The 17,881-nt window shown below is 63.3% G+C and carries 6 protein-coding genes; 3 read left to right on the top strand and 3 right to left on the bottom strand.

The annotated features are described in order from the left end of the window. Positions 1 to 3 precede the first annotated feature (3 nt). From EKD05_RS10210 to EKD05_RS10200, 3 genes are read left to right on the top strand one after another with little or no spacing between them, the layout of a single operon-like run. Complete coding sequence (locus EKD05_RS10210; RefSeq protein WP_165360676.1) at positions 4 to 1,755, top strand: family 16 glycoside hydrolase; 1,752 nt, start codon at positions 4 to 6, stop codon at positions 1,753 to 1,755. A 4-nt stretch (positions 1,756 to 1,759) separates the two neighbouring features. Beyond that, entirely contained in the window at positions 1,760 to 4,735 is a 2,976-nt protein-coding gene (locus tag EKD05_RS10205; RefSeq protein WP_165360675.1) for an interleukin-like EMT inducer domain-containing protein, read from the top strand. A 17-nt stretch (positions 4,736 to 4,752) separates the two neighbouring features. Continuing rightward, positions 4,753 to 10,926: an FG-GAP-like repeat-containing protein gene (locus EKD05_RS10200; RefSeq protein ID WP_165360674.1), complete on the top strand. Its 6,174-nt coding sequence runs from the start codon at positions 4,753 to 4,755 to the stop codon at positions 10,924 to 10,926. Between the two features lie 363 nt (positions 10,927 to 11,289). Here EKD05_RS10200 and EKD05_RS10195 read toward each other — a convergent pair whose 3' ends face one another. Genes EKD05_RS10195 through EKD05_RS10185 form a run of 3 tightly spaced genes read right to left on the bottom strand, consistent with a single transcriptional unit; the run spans position 11,290 to position 17,637 of the window. Continuing rightward, entirely contained in the window at positions 11,290 to 12,990 is a 1,701-nt protein-coding gene (locus EKD05_RS10195; protein ID WP_129672329.1) for a cellulase family glycosylhydrolase, read from the bottom strand. A 7-nt stretch (positions 12,991 to 12,997) separates the two neighbouring features. Beyond that, positions 12,998 to 14,299, bottom strand: a complete 1,302-nt coding sequence (locus EKD05_RS10190; RefSeq protein ID WP_129672328.1) for a hypothetical protein — start codon at positions 14,297 to 14,299, stop codon at positions 12,998 to 13,000. Continuing rightward, positions 14,296 to 17,637 (bottom strand): hypothetical protein, encoded by a 3,342-nt coding sequence (locus EKD05_RS10185; RefSeq protein WP_129672327.1) that lies wholly within the window; start codon positions 17,635 to 17,637, stop codon positions 14,296 to 14,298. Before EKD05_RS10185 ends, EKD05_RS10190 begins: the two co-directional genes overlap by 4 nt. Between the last annotated feature and the right edge of the window lie 244 nt (positions 17,638 to 17,881).

Genomic DNA, 17,881 nt, shown 5'->3' with positions numbered 1-17,881 from the left:
GTGATGGCTCATCTGCTTACGACCCTGCGCACATTTCGTTCGTGGCAAAAGATCCGTCTATCCTGGCTGATCATGGCAGTAGTTTTTTGCGGGGTGCTTGGGATCGGCGGGGTGCTCGCGCTACGTGTGCTACGCTCGCCAGCGCCGGCCGAAATCCTCCCCGGGCAAACCCTTGCCAACGACATTGCGGCGGCGGTTGCCCGCGGTACTGGTGTACAGACATCAACGGGTGCCTATGTGCCCGGTGATCGGCTCATCCTTTTTACGCGCCTCGACGAGACCGAGGTAGCCCGGGTTCGCACCTGGGCGATCGTCCAACTGGACCCTTTCACCGAGCGGTTGGCCACCATGCCGTCGGACGAGACGCTTACCTGGGTGATCGAGTATGGGCCACCCCCGGCCCAGCAGGAGGTACTGATCGCACCCCTGCGCCGTGCCGACAGCCCCGCCGCGTACACGTACATCAGTGCGGCACCCGCGCTACTGACTGCGCCGACGGCGGTGGCGACGGCAGCCGCAGCCGCGCCGATCAACCCACCCGCGCCGGTGCCAACGGCGGCCCCCGTCGCCACGGCACCAGCGGTAGCACCGGTCATTCCGGCAGCAACCCCAGCTATCGCGACGGAGCTCGCCCCTGGGGTCGTCACGCCCCTCGTCACAAGTGCCTTCGAGGGCGAAGGCCAGACTGATCCGCTGTGGCGGTCACTGGCTGGTGATTGGGTTATGGACAACGGGGTGTACACCCAACGTAACACTGACGGATACGACTTTCTCAGCCTGCTCGACCTGCCGCCGCAGGCTCACTACAGCATCGAGACGCAATTACGGCTGGATAGTGGCACGATGGGGGGCGGAATTATCTACAACGTCCCTGAGCCAACCAGACGCAATGGGGCGCAACTCGTTGATTTTGACGAGAGCGGGGCTTTCGTGCGCTGGGGTCACTACGACGCTGATGGCACCTACCGCTACGACGGCGGTGCGGCGCTTGACCCAGGCATCGGCGATGGGCAATGGCATACGCTGCGCGTCGTCACCCATGGTGCAACAAGCACGATCTGGGTTGATGAACGTGAAGTGGCCCAGGTACGGAACCTCAGCGTGGCGGGGCATGTTGGGCTCTCGACCTCGCAGGCGCAAGTCTCGTTCGATGACGTCGCAGTGCTTGCGCTGCCCGAAGGGGTCAACCCGCCCACGCCCGCAGCGAGTACCCAGGCCGATGCATCCGTGACCAGCCTGAGCGACGACTTCGCCGACGGCGACGCCAAGGGTTGGCAGGTACTGAATGGAACCTGGCAGAATCTTGAGGGCACCTACCGGCAGACGAGCACAAGTGGCGCAGATTTGAGCAGTGTCTCGCTGTTCCAGGGTGACAACTATACCGCCACGGTTCGGCTGCAGCGCCTCGACGGGACGATGGGTGGAGGGTTGCTCTTTAACATGGCACGGCGCGACAACAAATCGCGCAGCCAGATCGTCAACTACACCCAGGATGGCACGGTTCTGCAGTGGGGGCACTTTGACGAGGGCGGTAACTTCGTCTTTGAGGGCAGCGCCGAGGTGCCTGACGGGAGCGATGAGGCGTGGCACACCCTCGCGCTCAGCGTTGCCGAGGGCAAACTAACCATCATGCTCGACGATGAAATTGTGGCGACCGACGTCGAACTCGCTTACACGGGCGGGTACGTGGGCTTGGTGGCAAGCAATAGCAGTGTCGCCTTTGACGATGTCGCGTTTGTGGCACAGCAGGAGTAACGGCATGAAGATCAAGCGTCTCCGACGGCTGTTGCCCGACCTGCTGGCGACACTCCTGCTCATCGTCCTGCCCCTGCTGGTCTTCTGGCAGGTCTGGGCACCCAACCCTGCCGACCGCGTGCTTTTCGGCGGCGACATTCTGATGGGGGCCTACCCGACGCGGGTCTTCGTCCACCGCTTATTCGAAGCGGGCATGGTACCGCTCTGGAACCCGTACCAACTCGGTGGTATGCCGCTGCTCGGCGATGTGCAGGTAGCAGCCTACTATCTACCAAACATGGTGCTCGACTGGGCCTTTCGCGGGAGAGAGATAAGCTTTCTCGGCTTCGAGTTGTTGGTGGTCGCGCACTACGCCATGGGCGGGTTGTTCCTCTACGCCTACCTGCGTGGCCTCGGGGTGATCCCGGCGGCAGCCCTGGTTGGCGCAATCGGCTTCGCGTTTAACGGCTTCTTCGTCGGGCACCGCGGGCACTACAGTATGCTGGCGGTCGTGGTCTGGCTGCCTGCCGTGATCTTCTTGCTTGACCGCAGTTGGCATGCATTGCGCCCCACCAGGGCGATCGCCTGGGCGGTTCTGGCGGGCCTAGCGCTGAGCCAGATGGTGATGGCTGGTCACCCGCAGGCGACGCTCTACTGCGCCATCACCATCGTGGCGTACGCTGGCTTCCGCTGGGTGGGCGATCTGCGACGGCCAGCAACCGGGAACTGGCAGCGGATGCGGGTGCCTGCGCTCTTTATCCTCACCGGCGTCTTGGCCGCAGCTATTGCCGGCATCACCCTGCTGCCTGCTGCCGAAGTACTGAGTCGCTCGCGACGCGGCGAGCCGTCCTTTACCTTTGCGTCCCAGCACTCGCTGATGCCGCGCAACCTGGTCACTCTGTTCATCCCCGAATTCCTGAATTGGAGCGGCACCGAGTACCGGATCTACGCCGGCATCCTCACCCTGGCCCTGGCAGCGACGGCTTGGCTTGTTCCGGATCATGGTCGCCCTGAGCGACGCTTCTTCACCGTGGCGACCGTGGCGGCCCTCGTCGTGGCCCTAGGAGGCTTCACGACCATAGAAGGGCTGGCCTACCGCTTTATACCTGGGCTCTCTTCGGTGCGGGTCAGCGCCCGCGCTTTCTACATCGCCAACCTGAGTCTCTCCGTACTGGCCGCTTTTGGGGCCGAGAACTTGCTTCATGGGCTGGGCGAAGGAGAACAACGGCGGCTCCGAGGCCTTGTGCGCGGTATGGGTTTCATCCTGGCAGGGGCGCTGATCCTCGCGGCGATCGGCTACGCCCTTCTGGTCGGGAGCTATCGCCCGGTCGGCGAGGAGTTTTATTTTGCCGAGAGTCTCTTCAACCGCGAGCCTTCGGCAGACACCTACACCCTGCTGACGCAGACCGCCAATGCCTACGTGCTCTTCCTGGTGCTGCTGGCACTCACCATAGGCTTGCTGTGGGCACACAGCGCCGGACGCCTCGGCGGACGAAGCCTGGCGGTCGCCCTTGCCACGGTGATGTTTCTCGACGTGGCGACCTTCGCGCCGTATCACGACACAATCAAGGCCGACCCTGACACAGCTCGCTTTACCGTGCGTGAATATGCCACGACGATGCTCGATGAACCCTGGAAGATCACCGACCAGGACGAGTTGATCGCAGCGACGGCAGGCGTCCCGGATGGAGTGCGCATCGACAACACTGCCGAAGTGCTCCCTGACAACTACAGCCAGGTCTACCGCACTACGTTCGCCACCGGCTACAACGTGCTGGATATGCAGGAGCGGTTCGTATTGCAGACCCAGTGGCCAAATCTGAGCAACGCCGTGCGTCGCGATTTGCTCAACGTGGGCTACATCCTCACCTTGCCCGACACCACAGAGCCGCCCGAGGAGGGAGCAACAGTCGTACTGGAAAATAGCCAGGGCAAGCTGTGGCAACGCGCCACTCAGCCGAGCTACGCCCGTTTCAGCACCAGTCTGCGCCCTGCTGAAACGCTGATCACACTGAACGGTCTGCTCAACCGGCCCGGGATAGGTGTGGGCCAAGAACCCGCCGTAACAATTGATGGTGGAGCACTCCACGCGACCCTACGCCAACTCTGGCCCGAGGCACTCGACGAGCAACTCTACGTGATCGGGACAACAGGCACACGCAGCCCGATAGATATTAGCGTCTTGGCGGGCGGGCCGATCAAGTACAGCGCGGTCATCGTGGGCGGTGTGACGGTCACGCCGGAACAACGGGGCATTGTCTATGCCCTGATCGACCCTGTGAGCGGCGAGGTACTGGACGCGGGCGGTTTCGATACGTATCAATCAAGTGAAGAGAGCGACCTGCTGGCCGCCATCCTGAACACAGCACCCGTCGGCACTATCGTCGCCCTCACCACCTACGACGAGGGCATCACTAGCCTGAATGCAGCAGGGCGAGCGGCGCTTGCCGATTTCGGCGCACAGGTGAACCTTGAGGGCCAGATCGGTGCAGCGTATGGGATGGTCGGTGTCAAGGGCAGCATGGTCGGCACGGCGCTTGAGCAGCTTGGACAGGAGCCGCTCACCCTCGATGTGGGCGTAGGGGCGCTCAAACCCCAGCCCGAGGCCAACGTGACAACGCAAATGCTGACCTACCAACCCGACCGTATCAGCCTGCTCGTGCAGAACGATACGCGGGGGCTGCTGATGATCAACGAGACCGTCTTCCCCGGCTGGCAAGCCTATGTAGACGGCCTACCGACGCCCACCTTGCGCGCCGAAGGCTTGCTACGTGCGGTCATCCTGGCTCCTGCCCTAGATGGAAGGCCTCACGAAGTCACGTTTGTCTACCAGCCGATGAGTGCGCGTCTCGGTGGAGCGATCTCGCTCGTCGGGCTATCCCTCGCCAGCGGCATCCTCCTGGCAATGGCCGTAGCTGAAGTGCCCCGGCTCGCCTGGCTGCGGCGGAAACACCCGTTGTTGGCGCTGCCCCGTCCCGAACCTGCCGTAGGTGAGGGTTGATGAAATGGAGCAAGGCAATGTCTCCCACTCGCATCTTTCGTCTTGCCCTGGTGGCGCTGGCACTGCTGGCGTTGCTACCGTCCAATCCCATTCGTGCCGCCACGCTCGAGGCCATTGGTTCCGCCCCAGAGTTGACGATCACCCAGACGATCAGTGACGAGCCGCTGCTGGGCGGTCAGGTGAGCTACTCCATTACGCTGCGCAACCCTGCGCCAACGCCCGTGGCTGACCGTGGTTATAACCTCACGATCACCGATACGCTCCCGCTTGGCCTCAGCTTTAGCGCCGCCGACCCGGCCCCTTCGCAGGTGGCTGCTCAGCCTGACGGCACGACCTTGCTGATCTGGGAGAACCTGGCCGACCTCGAGGCGGGCGAGGCGCTCGCGTTGAGCGTGAGCGCCAGGCTCGATGCGAGCCTGACCATTGGCATGGCGTTTACGAATACGGTTACCGCCAGGCTCAATAGCATGCCCGATAACAGTGGGGTCTGGATCAACGCGAGCTCCACCCTCACGGCGCAACCTCAGGCGCTTGATCTCGAAGCAAGCGTTGCTCAGTCGAGCAGCGGGCACCAGGTGAGCGGGGCCGGTGAACTCGTTGCGGCACCGGGGGCGCGCGCCGGGGCCGACTGGCCCTATCGCTACGACCTGACCTTGCGCAACAATCAGGTCGGCGCTACGACAGCGGTGAGTGTCACCGCGATCTTGCCACCGGGAGTGGCGTACCTTGGCAACCCCACCATCAGCCCAAACCCAACTGGTGCGACAGTCACTCCCATGCTCACGCTGCAGGAGGATGGTTCGCTCATCTTGCGCTGGGCGATTGGCACACTGACCACGGCTCAGTATGCGGCACCGATCAGCATCAGTTTTGACGCAGCGGTGCCATACGCCTACCGAACGGGTGCCGACGACGCAGCCGCAACTGGCCCCTTCGCTGGCCCAATGCAGGGCGCACCGATCCCCGAAGATACGGTGCTCGCCCTCACCTACGAGGCCCAGGGCGTGTACGGCGACCTCGCCAATGCTGACGGAACCCAGACGACCCCAGACGATGATGCGCCCGCAACGATCACCGCCGACTATCTGACCGTCAACAAAACGGTGGCACCCAAAACGGTCGGCATCGGCACCAAGGTCAGCTTTGATCTGAGCATCTATATCGCCGAGTATTACCAGGCCACCGATGTGCTGCTCACCGATGTGCTGCCCGATGGCATGAGCTACGTGGAAGGCAGTGCCTCGCAAGCGCCGTTTGCCGTGCAACCAAACCGACCTGGCCCCGGCCAGACAACCCTGATCTGGGCGATCGATCCGGCCTTGACGAGTCCTGGGGCCACGATTGTGCTCAGCTTTGTAGCCGAGGTCGATCCCATCTACGAGGCAGCACCCTACACCGGGCAACCCGTGGTCTCGGCTGATCGGCTGACCAACGCGGTCATACTCACCGGGAGTTGGATCGACGTGAGTGCGCAAACGCGGGTGGGGGCCGCCTCGCCCGACGAGGCCAGGGCAAGCGTGGCGACCCAAATGCCCTCGCTTGACAAGCGCGTCTGGCGTGCAGATCTGGAGGCGTGGAGCAGCGAGGCAAGCGGCTTTACCGGTGATACGCTGCGCTTCCGCTTGCGCTACGCAAGTGCGTCCAATGTTGATGCACGTGCGATCATCATCCGTGATTTCTTGCCGCGAGGGATGCGCTATGTGCCAGGGAGTGCCAGTCACACTGTCGCGGGAAGTTTCAGCAGTAGCCCAGATTGTGCAAGCGCCCCAACGACACCAACGCTCGGCACCCTCGGTGGCTTGGACTATCTAGAGTGGCGGCTCTGCAATGCAGCGCGCGGGGCCACCTGGGAGGCAACCATCGAGGCGCGCCTCGGGGCGATGCCCGATCTTCAGCCAGGCTGGTTGGTTGCCAACTTTGGCAAACTCACCGGCCAGGGCACGCGCACCCCGGCCTACAGCTTGCGTGACAGCACCGGTATCGCGTACCTCGCACCCGAACTATTGCTCACCAAGAGCGCCAGCCCATCCACCGGTCTTAGCGGCGGCAGCGAGGTGAACTATACGATTACGGTCATCAACAACGGCCCGGTCAGCGCGTACAACCTTGTTGTTACCGACCAGGTGCCGGCGGATCTGCTGGTGGCCGCCAGTGGCGGAAGCGCCAGCCCGAGCTCAAGCAGTTATGTCACGACGAGCGGCAACCCCGCTGCCGGGCAGGGCGGCGTGCTCACCTGGGCGACGGTGGCGAGTCTAGCACCCGGCGCGACGCAGACGTTCCGCTATGCTGCGACGGTTCCCGGCGGCCTGGCTGCCGGTGCCCAAATGACGAACCAGGCCAGTGTGAGCTATAACAGTCGCGCCGATGGCGCTGGACACCAATGGGCGGCAACGGCGAGTCCCGATGATCTGAATACCGACGATGAGACGGTGTACCTGCGCGGCGTTACGCTGAGCATGGGGGTCACGCCCAACCCGCTGCGTCCGGGCGATACAGCAACCTGGACGATCACGGGCAACGTACCGGCGGGCGTCGTGGCCTACTGGCCGAGCATCCAAGCCAATAGCCTGCCCCAGGGGTTCACCTATTTGCGCACCACCGCGATCCAGGGCGCGACCCTCGACAATGAACCGAGCCGCCACCCGCAAAATCCGCTCGCCGATGGTCAGCGCGAGGTACGCTGGTTCTTGAATACGATCGACAATACGATGGGGAGCAGTGCGGCGATCTTCACGATCAGCTTTGAGACGCTGTTCAACGGCTATAAACCTGGCAGCCCCACCACGCAGTACTACACCAACAACGCCATTCGCAGCAATGGCACGACCAGCGCCTACGTCGGATGGTACGACACTGCGGCTGGCTATCAGGGCACAGGTGGCGGCTACGACGGGTTCGATACGACGAAGACGACCCGCCGGAGCCCGCGGGCCCAGGCCACGGCAACCCTGGTGCAGCCCGCGCTGGTGCTGAGTGCAGGAACGGATCGAACGGTCATCGGGGCCAACGAGAACGTCACGTTGCGGCTTCAGGTACGCAATCAGGGCTTCAGCCCCGGCTACGATCTCAGCCTCGAACAACTTCTCCCTGTCGGCCTGACCTTTGTCAGCACCCAATCAAGCGTCGTGAGCCTGCCGGCCAATTGGAGCGGGGCGACGCCTGTGATCACGGATCGCAACACCCTTGGGGCAACAGCGCTGAGCTACGAGCTCGATCTGCTGCCCAACGGTGCCACCTGGACGACCCTGCTTGTGGCGCAGGCTGATGCAGGCATCGCTGCCGATCTGACGCTGACTGCGCAGGCAAACTTGCCGACCTACAGCTCGCAACCCGGTGTACCCGGCGACATTGACAATGATACGATTGCCGACGAACGGGTCTATCGAGGCAACGTAGCGACCGTGATGCTCGGAACGCCAGGCTCGACGCTCGGCAAAACCGTCGCGCTCGACGACGGCGAATTGACCTACGGTGGCACGCTGGTTTATACCCTCACCCTTCCCGCCACCCCGCTCAACGCGACGCTCTACACCGCCGTCGTGACCGACCCGGTCAATCTGGGCCTGGCGATCACTGGCGTCAGTGCCGGCACCATCAGCGGTACGGTGGTGAGGAGCGCCCTCGGCACAATCCCACCGGGCGAACAGCGAACAGTGACGATCAATGCGCGCTTGCCCGAGGGCAGCCTGGCCCGTGACGGCACCGCCGTACCAAACCAGGCGAGCTACACCACTGCGAACAGTGCGCTACGGACGAGCAACCCGGTGGCGAGCACCGTGCGGGTGCCAGCCCTGGTTGTGTCGGCAGCCGCAGACCGCGCCGAAGTCCAGGCCGACGATCAGCTTAGTTATCTGGTCACCGTCGCCAATGTCGGCAGCGGGCGGGCCGAAGCGTTGACACTCGCCCCAAGTCTACCGCCAAGCATACGCTTTGTGAACGGCTCGGCACGGCTCAACGGCGCACCGCTAGCCGATCCCTCGGGTACGCCCTTGGCCTGGAGTCTGCCTGATCTTCAGGGTGGCACGGTTCTTACGCTCACGTTTGACGCCGCTATCGAGAGCGCTGAAGCGGGCGTGGGCTACCCTGCCAGTTTTCAGGCCACAGGGCGCGATCTGCGCGGGCAGGCCATCCCGGCCGATAACAGCGCCCGCGTCGCCGCCGACGACGATGATGACGATCGGGCCACGGCAGCCGTCTATGGGCCGCTAGTCTGGACGACCGAGCGCAGCATCGTCGCGTTTGAGGACCTCAAGAAGTTTGATTGGTCTGATTGGGACTACAATGACTTCCTGGTGCGCATCACGATTCGGCGCGGGGCGCTTCCCTCGAACGACCTAGCAGCGGTGGAATTGCACTACGAGGCCTTAGCACGCGGGGCCGGCTTCCTCAACCATGCCTTCCACCACCAGTTGCCGCTGACCGGCGGCGGTTGGTATAGCCTGCGCGTGAACAACCCGGAAGGTGCCGAGGTGTGCGCCGAGCATGCGGGCTTCAACCGTGATGATCCGACGCTTGTGATCTTTGCGAACACGCGAGTGGCGCTGCCGCAGCCAGCACCGACAATGGAACAGACCAATACCCGGATCGAGCAGCAAGGTGTGGTTGCTGGGCACGCGGCAACCCTGACGGTCGTGTTGAGCGATCCTACAGCGAACCCCCTCGATGGCCTGCGACCGTTGCCATGGGATCCCTACCTGCACGTCATCGAGACCTCCCAGGAGGTTCACCTGGTGCAACCGGGGCGCCTCGACAATACGCAGACGGTGAGTAATCGCTTTGATCGCACGGCACCGTTGATCGGCTACGATCTGCCGCTGGCACGTAGCTTCCCCGAAGAATGGCGCTGGCCGCAAGAGTTTGCCGGCATCTGGCGTGGCTATCCTAGCTTCGTGCCACACATCACGAGCGGCGGCACAACGGCATTAGACTGGTTCTCACTGGCCCGCGCCGATATGGCCTGGCTCTGGCCCGGCGCGATCCCTCGCCCAAATCTGGCGGCAATCAACGCGGCAGAGCTTGAGCCTGACTCGCGTTACTTTGCCTCGCCCGTTACCGCCGACCTGACTGGTGATGGCAGGCCAGAGGTGATCATTGGGAACCTGCTGGCAAACCAGCTTGAAGTGTACGACGAGAGGCTACGACCACTCACCGGTTGGCCCCAGACGCTCGGCGGCGGTGTCCGTGCGGCAGCTGCGGTGGCCGATCTGGACGGCGATCAACAGCTTGAGGTCCTGGTTGGGGCCGAGGATGGCCGTCTCTATGCCTGGCATCATGACGGCACAGCCCTGGCGGGCTGGCCCATCAGCGTCGGGGTCGAGCTTGATACAACGTATCGTATTCTGGCAACCCCAGCGGTGGGCGACCTCGACGGCGATGGACAACCCGAGGTTGTGGTTCCACTCTCGGATGGGCGGCTCTATGCCTTCAATGCCGACGGTAGCCCGCGACCCGGCTGGCCCGTCAGCATTGGCGAAATCCGCGACGCCTACGCAAGCCAGATCCTCAATAGCTCGCCGCGCATCCACGATCTTGATGGCGACAACAGCCCCGAAATCGTGGTTGGTTCAACCAATGGGATGGTGTACGTCTTTCACGCTGATGGGAGTCTCAGTTGGACGTTTGCCACCGATGATATGATCCTGGCGACGCCGATGGTTGCCGATTTCAATTCGGCAAGGCCAGGGTACGAGGTAGCAATCGGCTCGGGCGACGGCTACGTCTATCTGCTCGCTGCCGATGGCACCCGGCTCTGGCGGCGCTCGACCGGCTGGACGGTACGCTCTTCGGTGGTTGCCGCCGATGTGGATGGCGATGGTGATCGCGAACTTGTGGTTGGCAGTGATGATGATAAGCTCTGGATCTGGCATCACGATGGGTCGCGTCTGGCGGGCTGGCCGCAAGCGACCGGCGCTGACATTTTCGGTACGCCTGCGGTTGGCGACATTGACGGCGATGGCATTGCCGAGGTACTCGTCGGGAGTGACGACGCTCACGTCTACGCCTGGCATCGTGATGGTCAGACTGTGGCGGGTTGGCCGCGAGCGATGACGCTTGCGGTAAAGGGAGCGCCGGCGCTGGCAAACGTTGATGCCGATCCTGCCTTGGAGGTCGTGGGTGCTGATATGGGTGGGGTGCTACGCTTGTGGGGCGGCTACGAGGCGCTCTACCTGCCATTGATCAGACAGCCCTGACCAGTCTGTAAACAAGGTTTCCTGGTCTTCTGGAGTGCCGGCTCATGGTCTGGGAATTAAGTTTCCCGGTAGCACCGCCGACCACGAATACTGATTACGAATAAACGAATATGGGCTGCTCCATGCGCTCTTCGTTTCTTCGTGGCCCCCATTCGTGGACGGCTGACGACGCCAGAAAACTTATTTCACAGCCTACTAAATTAGTCTGTAACTTAAGTTTTCTGACACCCCTGGGTGCGCGGGCGGCCCGCCCGCTTCGGGAGCACCAGCGGGCGGGCCGCCCGCGTACCCAGGGGCGTAGCATCTCAAGAACCTTCGTTGACAGCCTACTGGGCAGAGTAGACGAAGGGCAGCCTAGTGGCTCTAGGCTGCGCCTCGCCTCCGCCGAAGCCACCACACTCCCCCCGCTGTGACGGCGATGATCCCGCCTGCCACTAGCAACCAGAAGGGCTTCAGCCAGCGGGCCCAACCCGGCACAGGCGGCACATCAAGCACGGCCCCCGGTGCGAGCAGGGCTGCGGCAGGCTTCTCGCGCCCATCGGCCTTGATGACACCCATATGGGCCTGCGGGCCAGTCTGCCAGGGCCAATTCCCGGCGACAGTGGCGGGTATGTGGGTGAAATCGTACAGCGTCCAGGCCAGGGTGCCGACCGCATCAATCCCACGCATTGCCGTGAGGAGGTCGGCGTAGTAGACGGCCTGCTCGGCCTCGGTGTGGCCGTGCGGGAAAATGCTGTTCCATGTCGGCAAGCCGAACTCGCCCAGGAGCACGGGTCGGTCAGGGACTTCTGTGCGCAACGCGGCATAGGCGGGGGCAAATTCTACGACCGGTGCATAGTAGTGGAATTGCACGATGTCAACCTGGTCGGCCAGGCGACGCGCTGCCGTCGGGTTCGACCAGCCAATCGTCACGAGGTGATGCGGGGCCAGACGCCGTGCGAGCGTGACGGTGTGGGCCAGCCACGCATCCACGATGGGGGCCCCCGAAACCTTGTCGTCGAGGTCTGGCTCGTTCTTGAGATCCCACATCAAGATGGCAGGGTGGGTGGCAAAACGAGGCAGGATCGCCTCAAGGTGTCGGTCGGCGGCGGCCCATTCGAGCAAGCCATAGTCGGCGCGAAAGTCGAAGAGGGTGACAATCACCTTCACATCCTGAGCCTGCGCCCGGTCGAGCAGATCGCCGAGCCGGTCGAGCATCACGGGATCCACCCGTGGGCCGCCGAACTGCTCGTACGGCACGAAGATGCGGATCGTGTTCAGGCCTAACCCCTTGATCCGGCTCAGGTCGCGGTCGATCACGGCGGGGTTGTATTGCGGCCAGAACGTATCCCAGGGTGTGGCCTGAGCATAGTAGTTGATCCCCTTGACATAGAACGGCACGCCCTCGAGCTCCAGGCCCGTGCCGCTGGCGGTGACACAGGTGGGGCACGGCGGCACCTGAAGCGCCGGCGACGGGGTGGCGGCTTTGCGCACCAGATGGCGAATACGCCACTCGCCATCTTCGAGCAACATGACAACGTCGTAGTCGGCCCGCGTCGCGTCAGCACTCAGGATGGTGCCGGATTGCGCGCGGATCACCTGGGCAATCGGGACGTCGTGGTCAGTAAAGGCGACCACCGTGCCGTCGGCGCTGTAGAAGTGCAACTGGAGGCGGTGGGCCGTGTTGGTCTGCGCGATACGTAGCCCATCGGCGGTGGCGCGACGCACTGCAGCGCTGATCTCGTTTCGAGCGGGACCCGTGAAGTAGGTCGTGAGTCCGTGGGGCTCACCTTTCATATACGAGAGGTTCCACTGAAGCCAGGCACGGAGGTAGGTCGCCTCGACTTGGCTGCGCGTGAAAGCCTCGATAGGGCGGCCAATGTCGGTATCGTCGGCGTCCCAACTCAGCGCAACGTGGAGGTCAGGCGGCACATTGGGCACAATGTTCAGTGCGCTGGCCGGCTCGGCCCCACGCTGGAAGTAGGCCAGCAGGTTAGCGATGCCGCTCACCGACGCCCAGAAACCTGCCGTCGCCAGGATCGCGAGCAGCGCCCAGATGATCAACTTGAGATGAGTCTTGCGCATAGCCTACCTACGGTGCTCTAAACTGCGTTGCCCCCACGCCCGCGCCGACCGTCACCTCAACCTGATATGAACCGGGCACAAGGTCGGCCAGCCACAGCTCGAGGCGAGCCCATCCGTCCTCAGTCGCTGCGGTGAACGTCTGTGTCCATCCCTCAGGTCCCGCCAGGGTGAAACGTACCTCCGTTCCCTCGGGAACTAGTTGGCCGAGATCACCCAGGAGTGGCCCGGTTTCCAGCGTAACGAGGCCAGTCTTCTGGTCAACGCGGGCTTGCACAGCGATGGTGCCGACGGCAAGGCCCGGTTTGAAGTCAAGCCGCAACGGCAGGCTCTTGACTCCGTAGAGGGTCGCGTAGACCGTGAGTCTTCCGGGCGTGGCTGGCGACTGGAAGTAGGCCTCGGCTACCCCGTTGATCGTGTAGGCCGGAATGAGCCGGAGTGTGCTATCGGGTGCCTCGACAACAAAGGTCACCAGGGTTCCATCAAGCATCTGATTGCCATAGCGATCGACGATGGGTGCGGTGCGCAGCGGCACGAGTTGACGTCCGTCGGCGGGCAGGCCCCTGGGGGGGGCGCTCAGCGTGAACCGCACCGGCCACCCAGGCGTCTCAGTCAGGCTTGCCTCATGGCCGTGCGCCTGGCCGACGCGTGCGATCACGGTGGTGCGCCCTGCGACGGTGGCGCTCGCGATGCGTTCCCATCCCACGAGGTGCTGGACGGTTGTGCTGATGGTCTCGGTACGAGCGTTGGGCCGCACGAGGTGAAACTCGACCGGCGTGCCTGCGGCCACAGGGTTGCCGTGAGCATCAAAGGGGATGACGGCGGCGGTGCCCCAGTGAACCCTGTCGGCGATGATCGTGCGTGGGCCTACCAGGGCGGTCAGGGGATCGACGGCCTCACCCGGGGTGATCGTCAGATCGGCGTGCCCCTCGGCGGCACCAGCACGCGCCGTGAGTGCGACCAGACCAGCCACCCGCGTGTCTTCACCAGGCAGGCGGAACTCGGCCCGCCCGCCCTGAAAGCGGGCGCGGTAGACCAGTGGGCCATAGCTGCCCTGCGCCAGCAACAGTGCCTCCAGACCGTCAGGCGCGTCGAACCGCTCGGCCACAATGATCAGAGGCTCGCCAGCCGGCAAGCTAGCGGGGGTGCGAACCGTCAGGGCACCTGCCAGTTGTGGCTCTGCGTCGGACGCACGCCCGGCGCACCCTGTTAGCAATACCAGCATGACGAGGAGGAGGAGCGTCCTCACAAGGCCGCGCACCATCGTAGGCACCCTGGTTTGCCTTGTCTCTTTTGCCTTTTGCCTGCTCATAGGCCGCCCCCTTCAAAGGCATGGACGCTCACCCGCAACGAGGCAAAGCCGGTCGCCCCGGGCAGCGGGAGGCGTTCGCGCCAGGGCGCGTCAGGGCTGACCTCGGGCACGAGGTTGGTTCCAAAAAGACCGCTCTGCTCGCTTACGAGCTCGACGTCACCGTAACCCGCCAGGGCAAGATCGATGGGCAGGGAGCGCTGCGGACGCACCGTGTCACGGATGTAGACGTGATCAACCCAGGCGACCTGGTTCTGGTCGTCGTAGTAGGTCAGCAGCACATGGGGGATCGTTGCCTCGATCGTCCCGGTGTTAAAGAGATGCCCGCGAAGGTGATAGCTCCCATCGTCCACCTGCACGATCGCCAGGTTCTGCAGGCTCACGTTGCGGCTCAGGTCGTGGCGAGTGACAACGGCCTTGGCAAAGACGTCGAACGACCCGAGCGGTCTGGTGAGCAAGGGAGGGGTGAAGGCCTCAGGCTTGAACGTTTGCAAATCCACGGTATCGGTCAGCACGGCTCCGGCGACGCCCTCGAAGTCAACGCGAAAGGGCGTTATCTCCTTGGGGAAAAGCTTGTGCATCATCACTTGCTGGGCGTTGTAGCGCGTCAACTCAACACCATCGGGGTCACGCAGCAGCGCGGTCACCGTCACGTCGGCAGGATCCGAGTCGCTGTTGATCAACTCACCGACAACCATATAACGCCCCTCGTAGCGAACCAGGCGGGCCGAGAGGATCTGGATCTCGGGGCGGTCGAGGATGTCGGCGAAGGCCGTCGGCTTATCCACAATCCGGCGGCGACTGGTGGCAACCCAGCCTATCTCGCCGCGCCGGAAGAAGGGCTCTGGCGGCACCGTCGTATCCACAGGATCCAGCAGAATATGCCAGCGACCGTCGCGGAGAACCAGGGTGAGGTGCTGACGAGTCGGGTAGGTTGTGAGCGAGGTGACCCAGTCGGTCTCGGCGATCACGCTCACCCGCTCGGGCTCAGCCGCGACGACCTGCACATAGACGCTGTTGAGTTTGCCGTACGAGGCGACCATGCCGCCTGTAACCGAGAGGTCGAGCAGATACTGATCGTAGGGTGGCCGCGTCAGCGGGTCGAGGCGTGCGTAGGCGCTGCTAAAGCGGCGAAAGTCCAGGTCGTCGTAGTAGCGCTCAACAACGGCGACGGGGGTACGGGCCTGGCGCACATAGATCGTTCCAGCGGTGGCGACACTCGTGACGGCGATGAGCATCAGCAGAGCAAGGCGCACATGATGCGCGGTTGGCGTGGCCGGGCGCAAGTGGGGCAAGCGCTGGCCCCAATCAAGCCACACCTGCCACGGCACCACCGGTGAGTCATCGACGGCGGGGAGCGCCGACCATCTGCGCAGGTACCCGTCGAGCCACGCCCAGATGCGCTGCGCTCGCCCGACGAGATCCACCCTCGCCCAGACCGCACCCAGCAGAGGCATCAGAAGACGGCGGAGCGGCCAACTGATGGTGCCCCAGAGCCTGCTGCGTAGGTGGAGGGGCGTGTGCAGGCCCGCTTCCTCGTTCAGGTTGAGCAGCCAGCGCAAATAAGGGAGCCAGATTGGCGAGGAGAAAGCGATGAGCGCCGCAACAATCGCTGTTAGCGGGATGATCCCCCACATTGCCCGCTGGTAGAGCGGAATCTCTTTGCGGGGCAACACCTCGGGCAACGGCGGGATATCCTCACGCTCCCAGACCATGATCCCATTCTCGAGCCGCTGGAGCCGATGCCAGCCTGAGAAAAAGAGCAGCGGGTCGTAAAACTGGTCATTCGAGAAGACAAACTTCAGGTTGTACTTGTCGGGCACAGCCAGGAACTGCTGGAGCGAGCCAATCCCGGGAACCCCACTGTACTTAGAGCCCTCTAGTCGTTCGACGGGCGTGGTGGTCAACTCGGGGAGGCGACGGGCCGAGTGATAGTTCCCGTCAACCGTACTGGCTGTCGTTTGAGCCGAAAGCCACGCCATCTGGTCGCCGAAGCCCAGCGTCAGATAGCGCCAGCGCCAGTGCTCATCTTTTTCCAGGAAAGTCACAATAGGCTGAAAATCGATCGGATCGGGCTGGAAGCGACGGAACTGGGTCAGGTTGGCCACAAAGGCCGAAAGGCTGAGATAGGTGATGATCAGGCTCACCTGGAGCAAGCGCCATGTGATCGTGCCGAACTGCTCGCGCAGGTACGTTGCCAACCCCCGGTGGCGCAGGCTAACGACGAACTCGCCGAGCAAGGGCATCATCGTAATCGTCGCCCAGAAGGTGAAGCGGTCGAGGGTGAGCACATCAAACGCGCCGCCCAGCAGCATCCGGGGGAAGGGCGTCGTGCCGCCGGTGCCAAGGAAGACCAGAGCGGCAAGCGAGAGCGTCATCGGCCAGGCGCGGGTGGTCATGCCTTTATAGAAGACGTAGGGCAAGGCGATGAGCGAAAGGCCATATGGGATAAGCCAGAAGACCAGGCCTGCGCTGGTATTGACGATGAACGAGTCACGCGAGGCATGCGGGATCGAGACCTGGGTGATCGGGTCGGCCTTGCTCCAGAGCCAGTAGGGCAGCACCACCAGCACCAGCGCGGCGATCAGGCCTGGGCCATAGACCGCAGCGCGCATGGTGGCGGGCAGCACGCGGCGTACGCGGCGCATGATCAGGGGGCGCAGGTTGGCCCAGGTAACCCGCCCTGGGTGCGCCAGGGGCTCATCGGGCAGTGGCGTCCGAAAGGCCGTCACGAGCGAGAGCCCGATCACCGGGGCCACAAAAAAGACGGCCCCAAAGAGCGTGGTCACATGGTGCCCCGCCGTCGTAGCTGCGTTGAGCAGCCAGGCGGTGAGCAGCCAGCGGATCTTGCCCTCATCAAGCCAGCGTTGCACAAACGGCAGGGCGTTCAACAGAAAGCCGAGCGAGAACATCGTTGGCAATTGGCCGAAGACGTGAACCGTCTCGGCAATGCACGAGGCGAAGACCAGGATCAGCGCGGCATAGCCGGCGGCTTCCTCGCTCACCCAGATCTTCGAGAAGCGGTAGATGCCAAGCGTGACATTCAGCACTGCGAAGAGGGCCACGATCACAAAGCCGGTCTTGAGACCCACAAAGGACGAGAGCAGGGCGATCGACTGTTGCGAACCGGGCGGGTAGCTGGTCATCGGAAAACCCGTATACCAGCGCGGTTCCCAATGGTCGAACCAGGCACGAGCGTAGTGATCAGCAAAGAAGATATGCACAAACGCGTCGTACGTATGGGTGTAGGTGCCGCTGAGCAGCAGCGCACCATGATAGGCCAGGGCAATCGCCAGCGCCAGGAAGAGGTATGGGTTGTATCTAGTCAGTAGCGAGCGCATAATTGATGGTAGATAATACTACTATTGTACGTACAAATGTTTCGACCTTAACTCCTCCCCAGTATAAATCGCCTGTATTACCACGCAATTACGGAAATAGCCCTTCTCTCCCAGGAGCTTTCGCCCTGGGAGAGAAGGGCTTCACCCGCTTGAGCGGCCAGGGCGATTGCATCTTCCGTTGGTGCGTGCCACCATGTTCGCGGATCGCCGCCATGCGCCCCGACCGTCAGCGTCAACGCCTCGG

The organism is Candidatus Chloroploca sp. Khr17 (genome assembly GCF_004138165.1).
GTDB lineage: Bacteria > Chloroflexota > Chloroflexia > Chloroflexales > Chloroflexaceae > Chloroploca.
The sequence above is the reverse complement of the archived record's forward strand: the minus strand, read 5'-3'. Positions and strand labels throughout refer to the sequence as shown.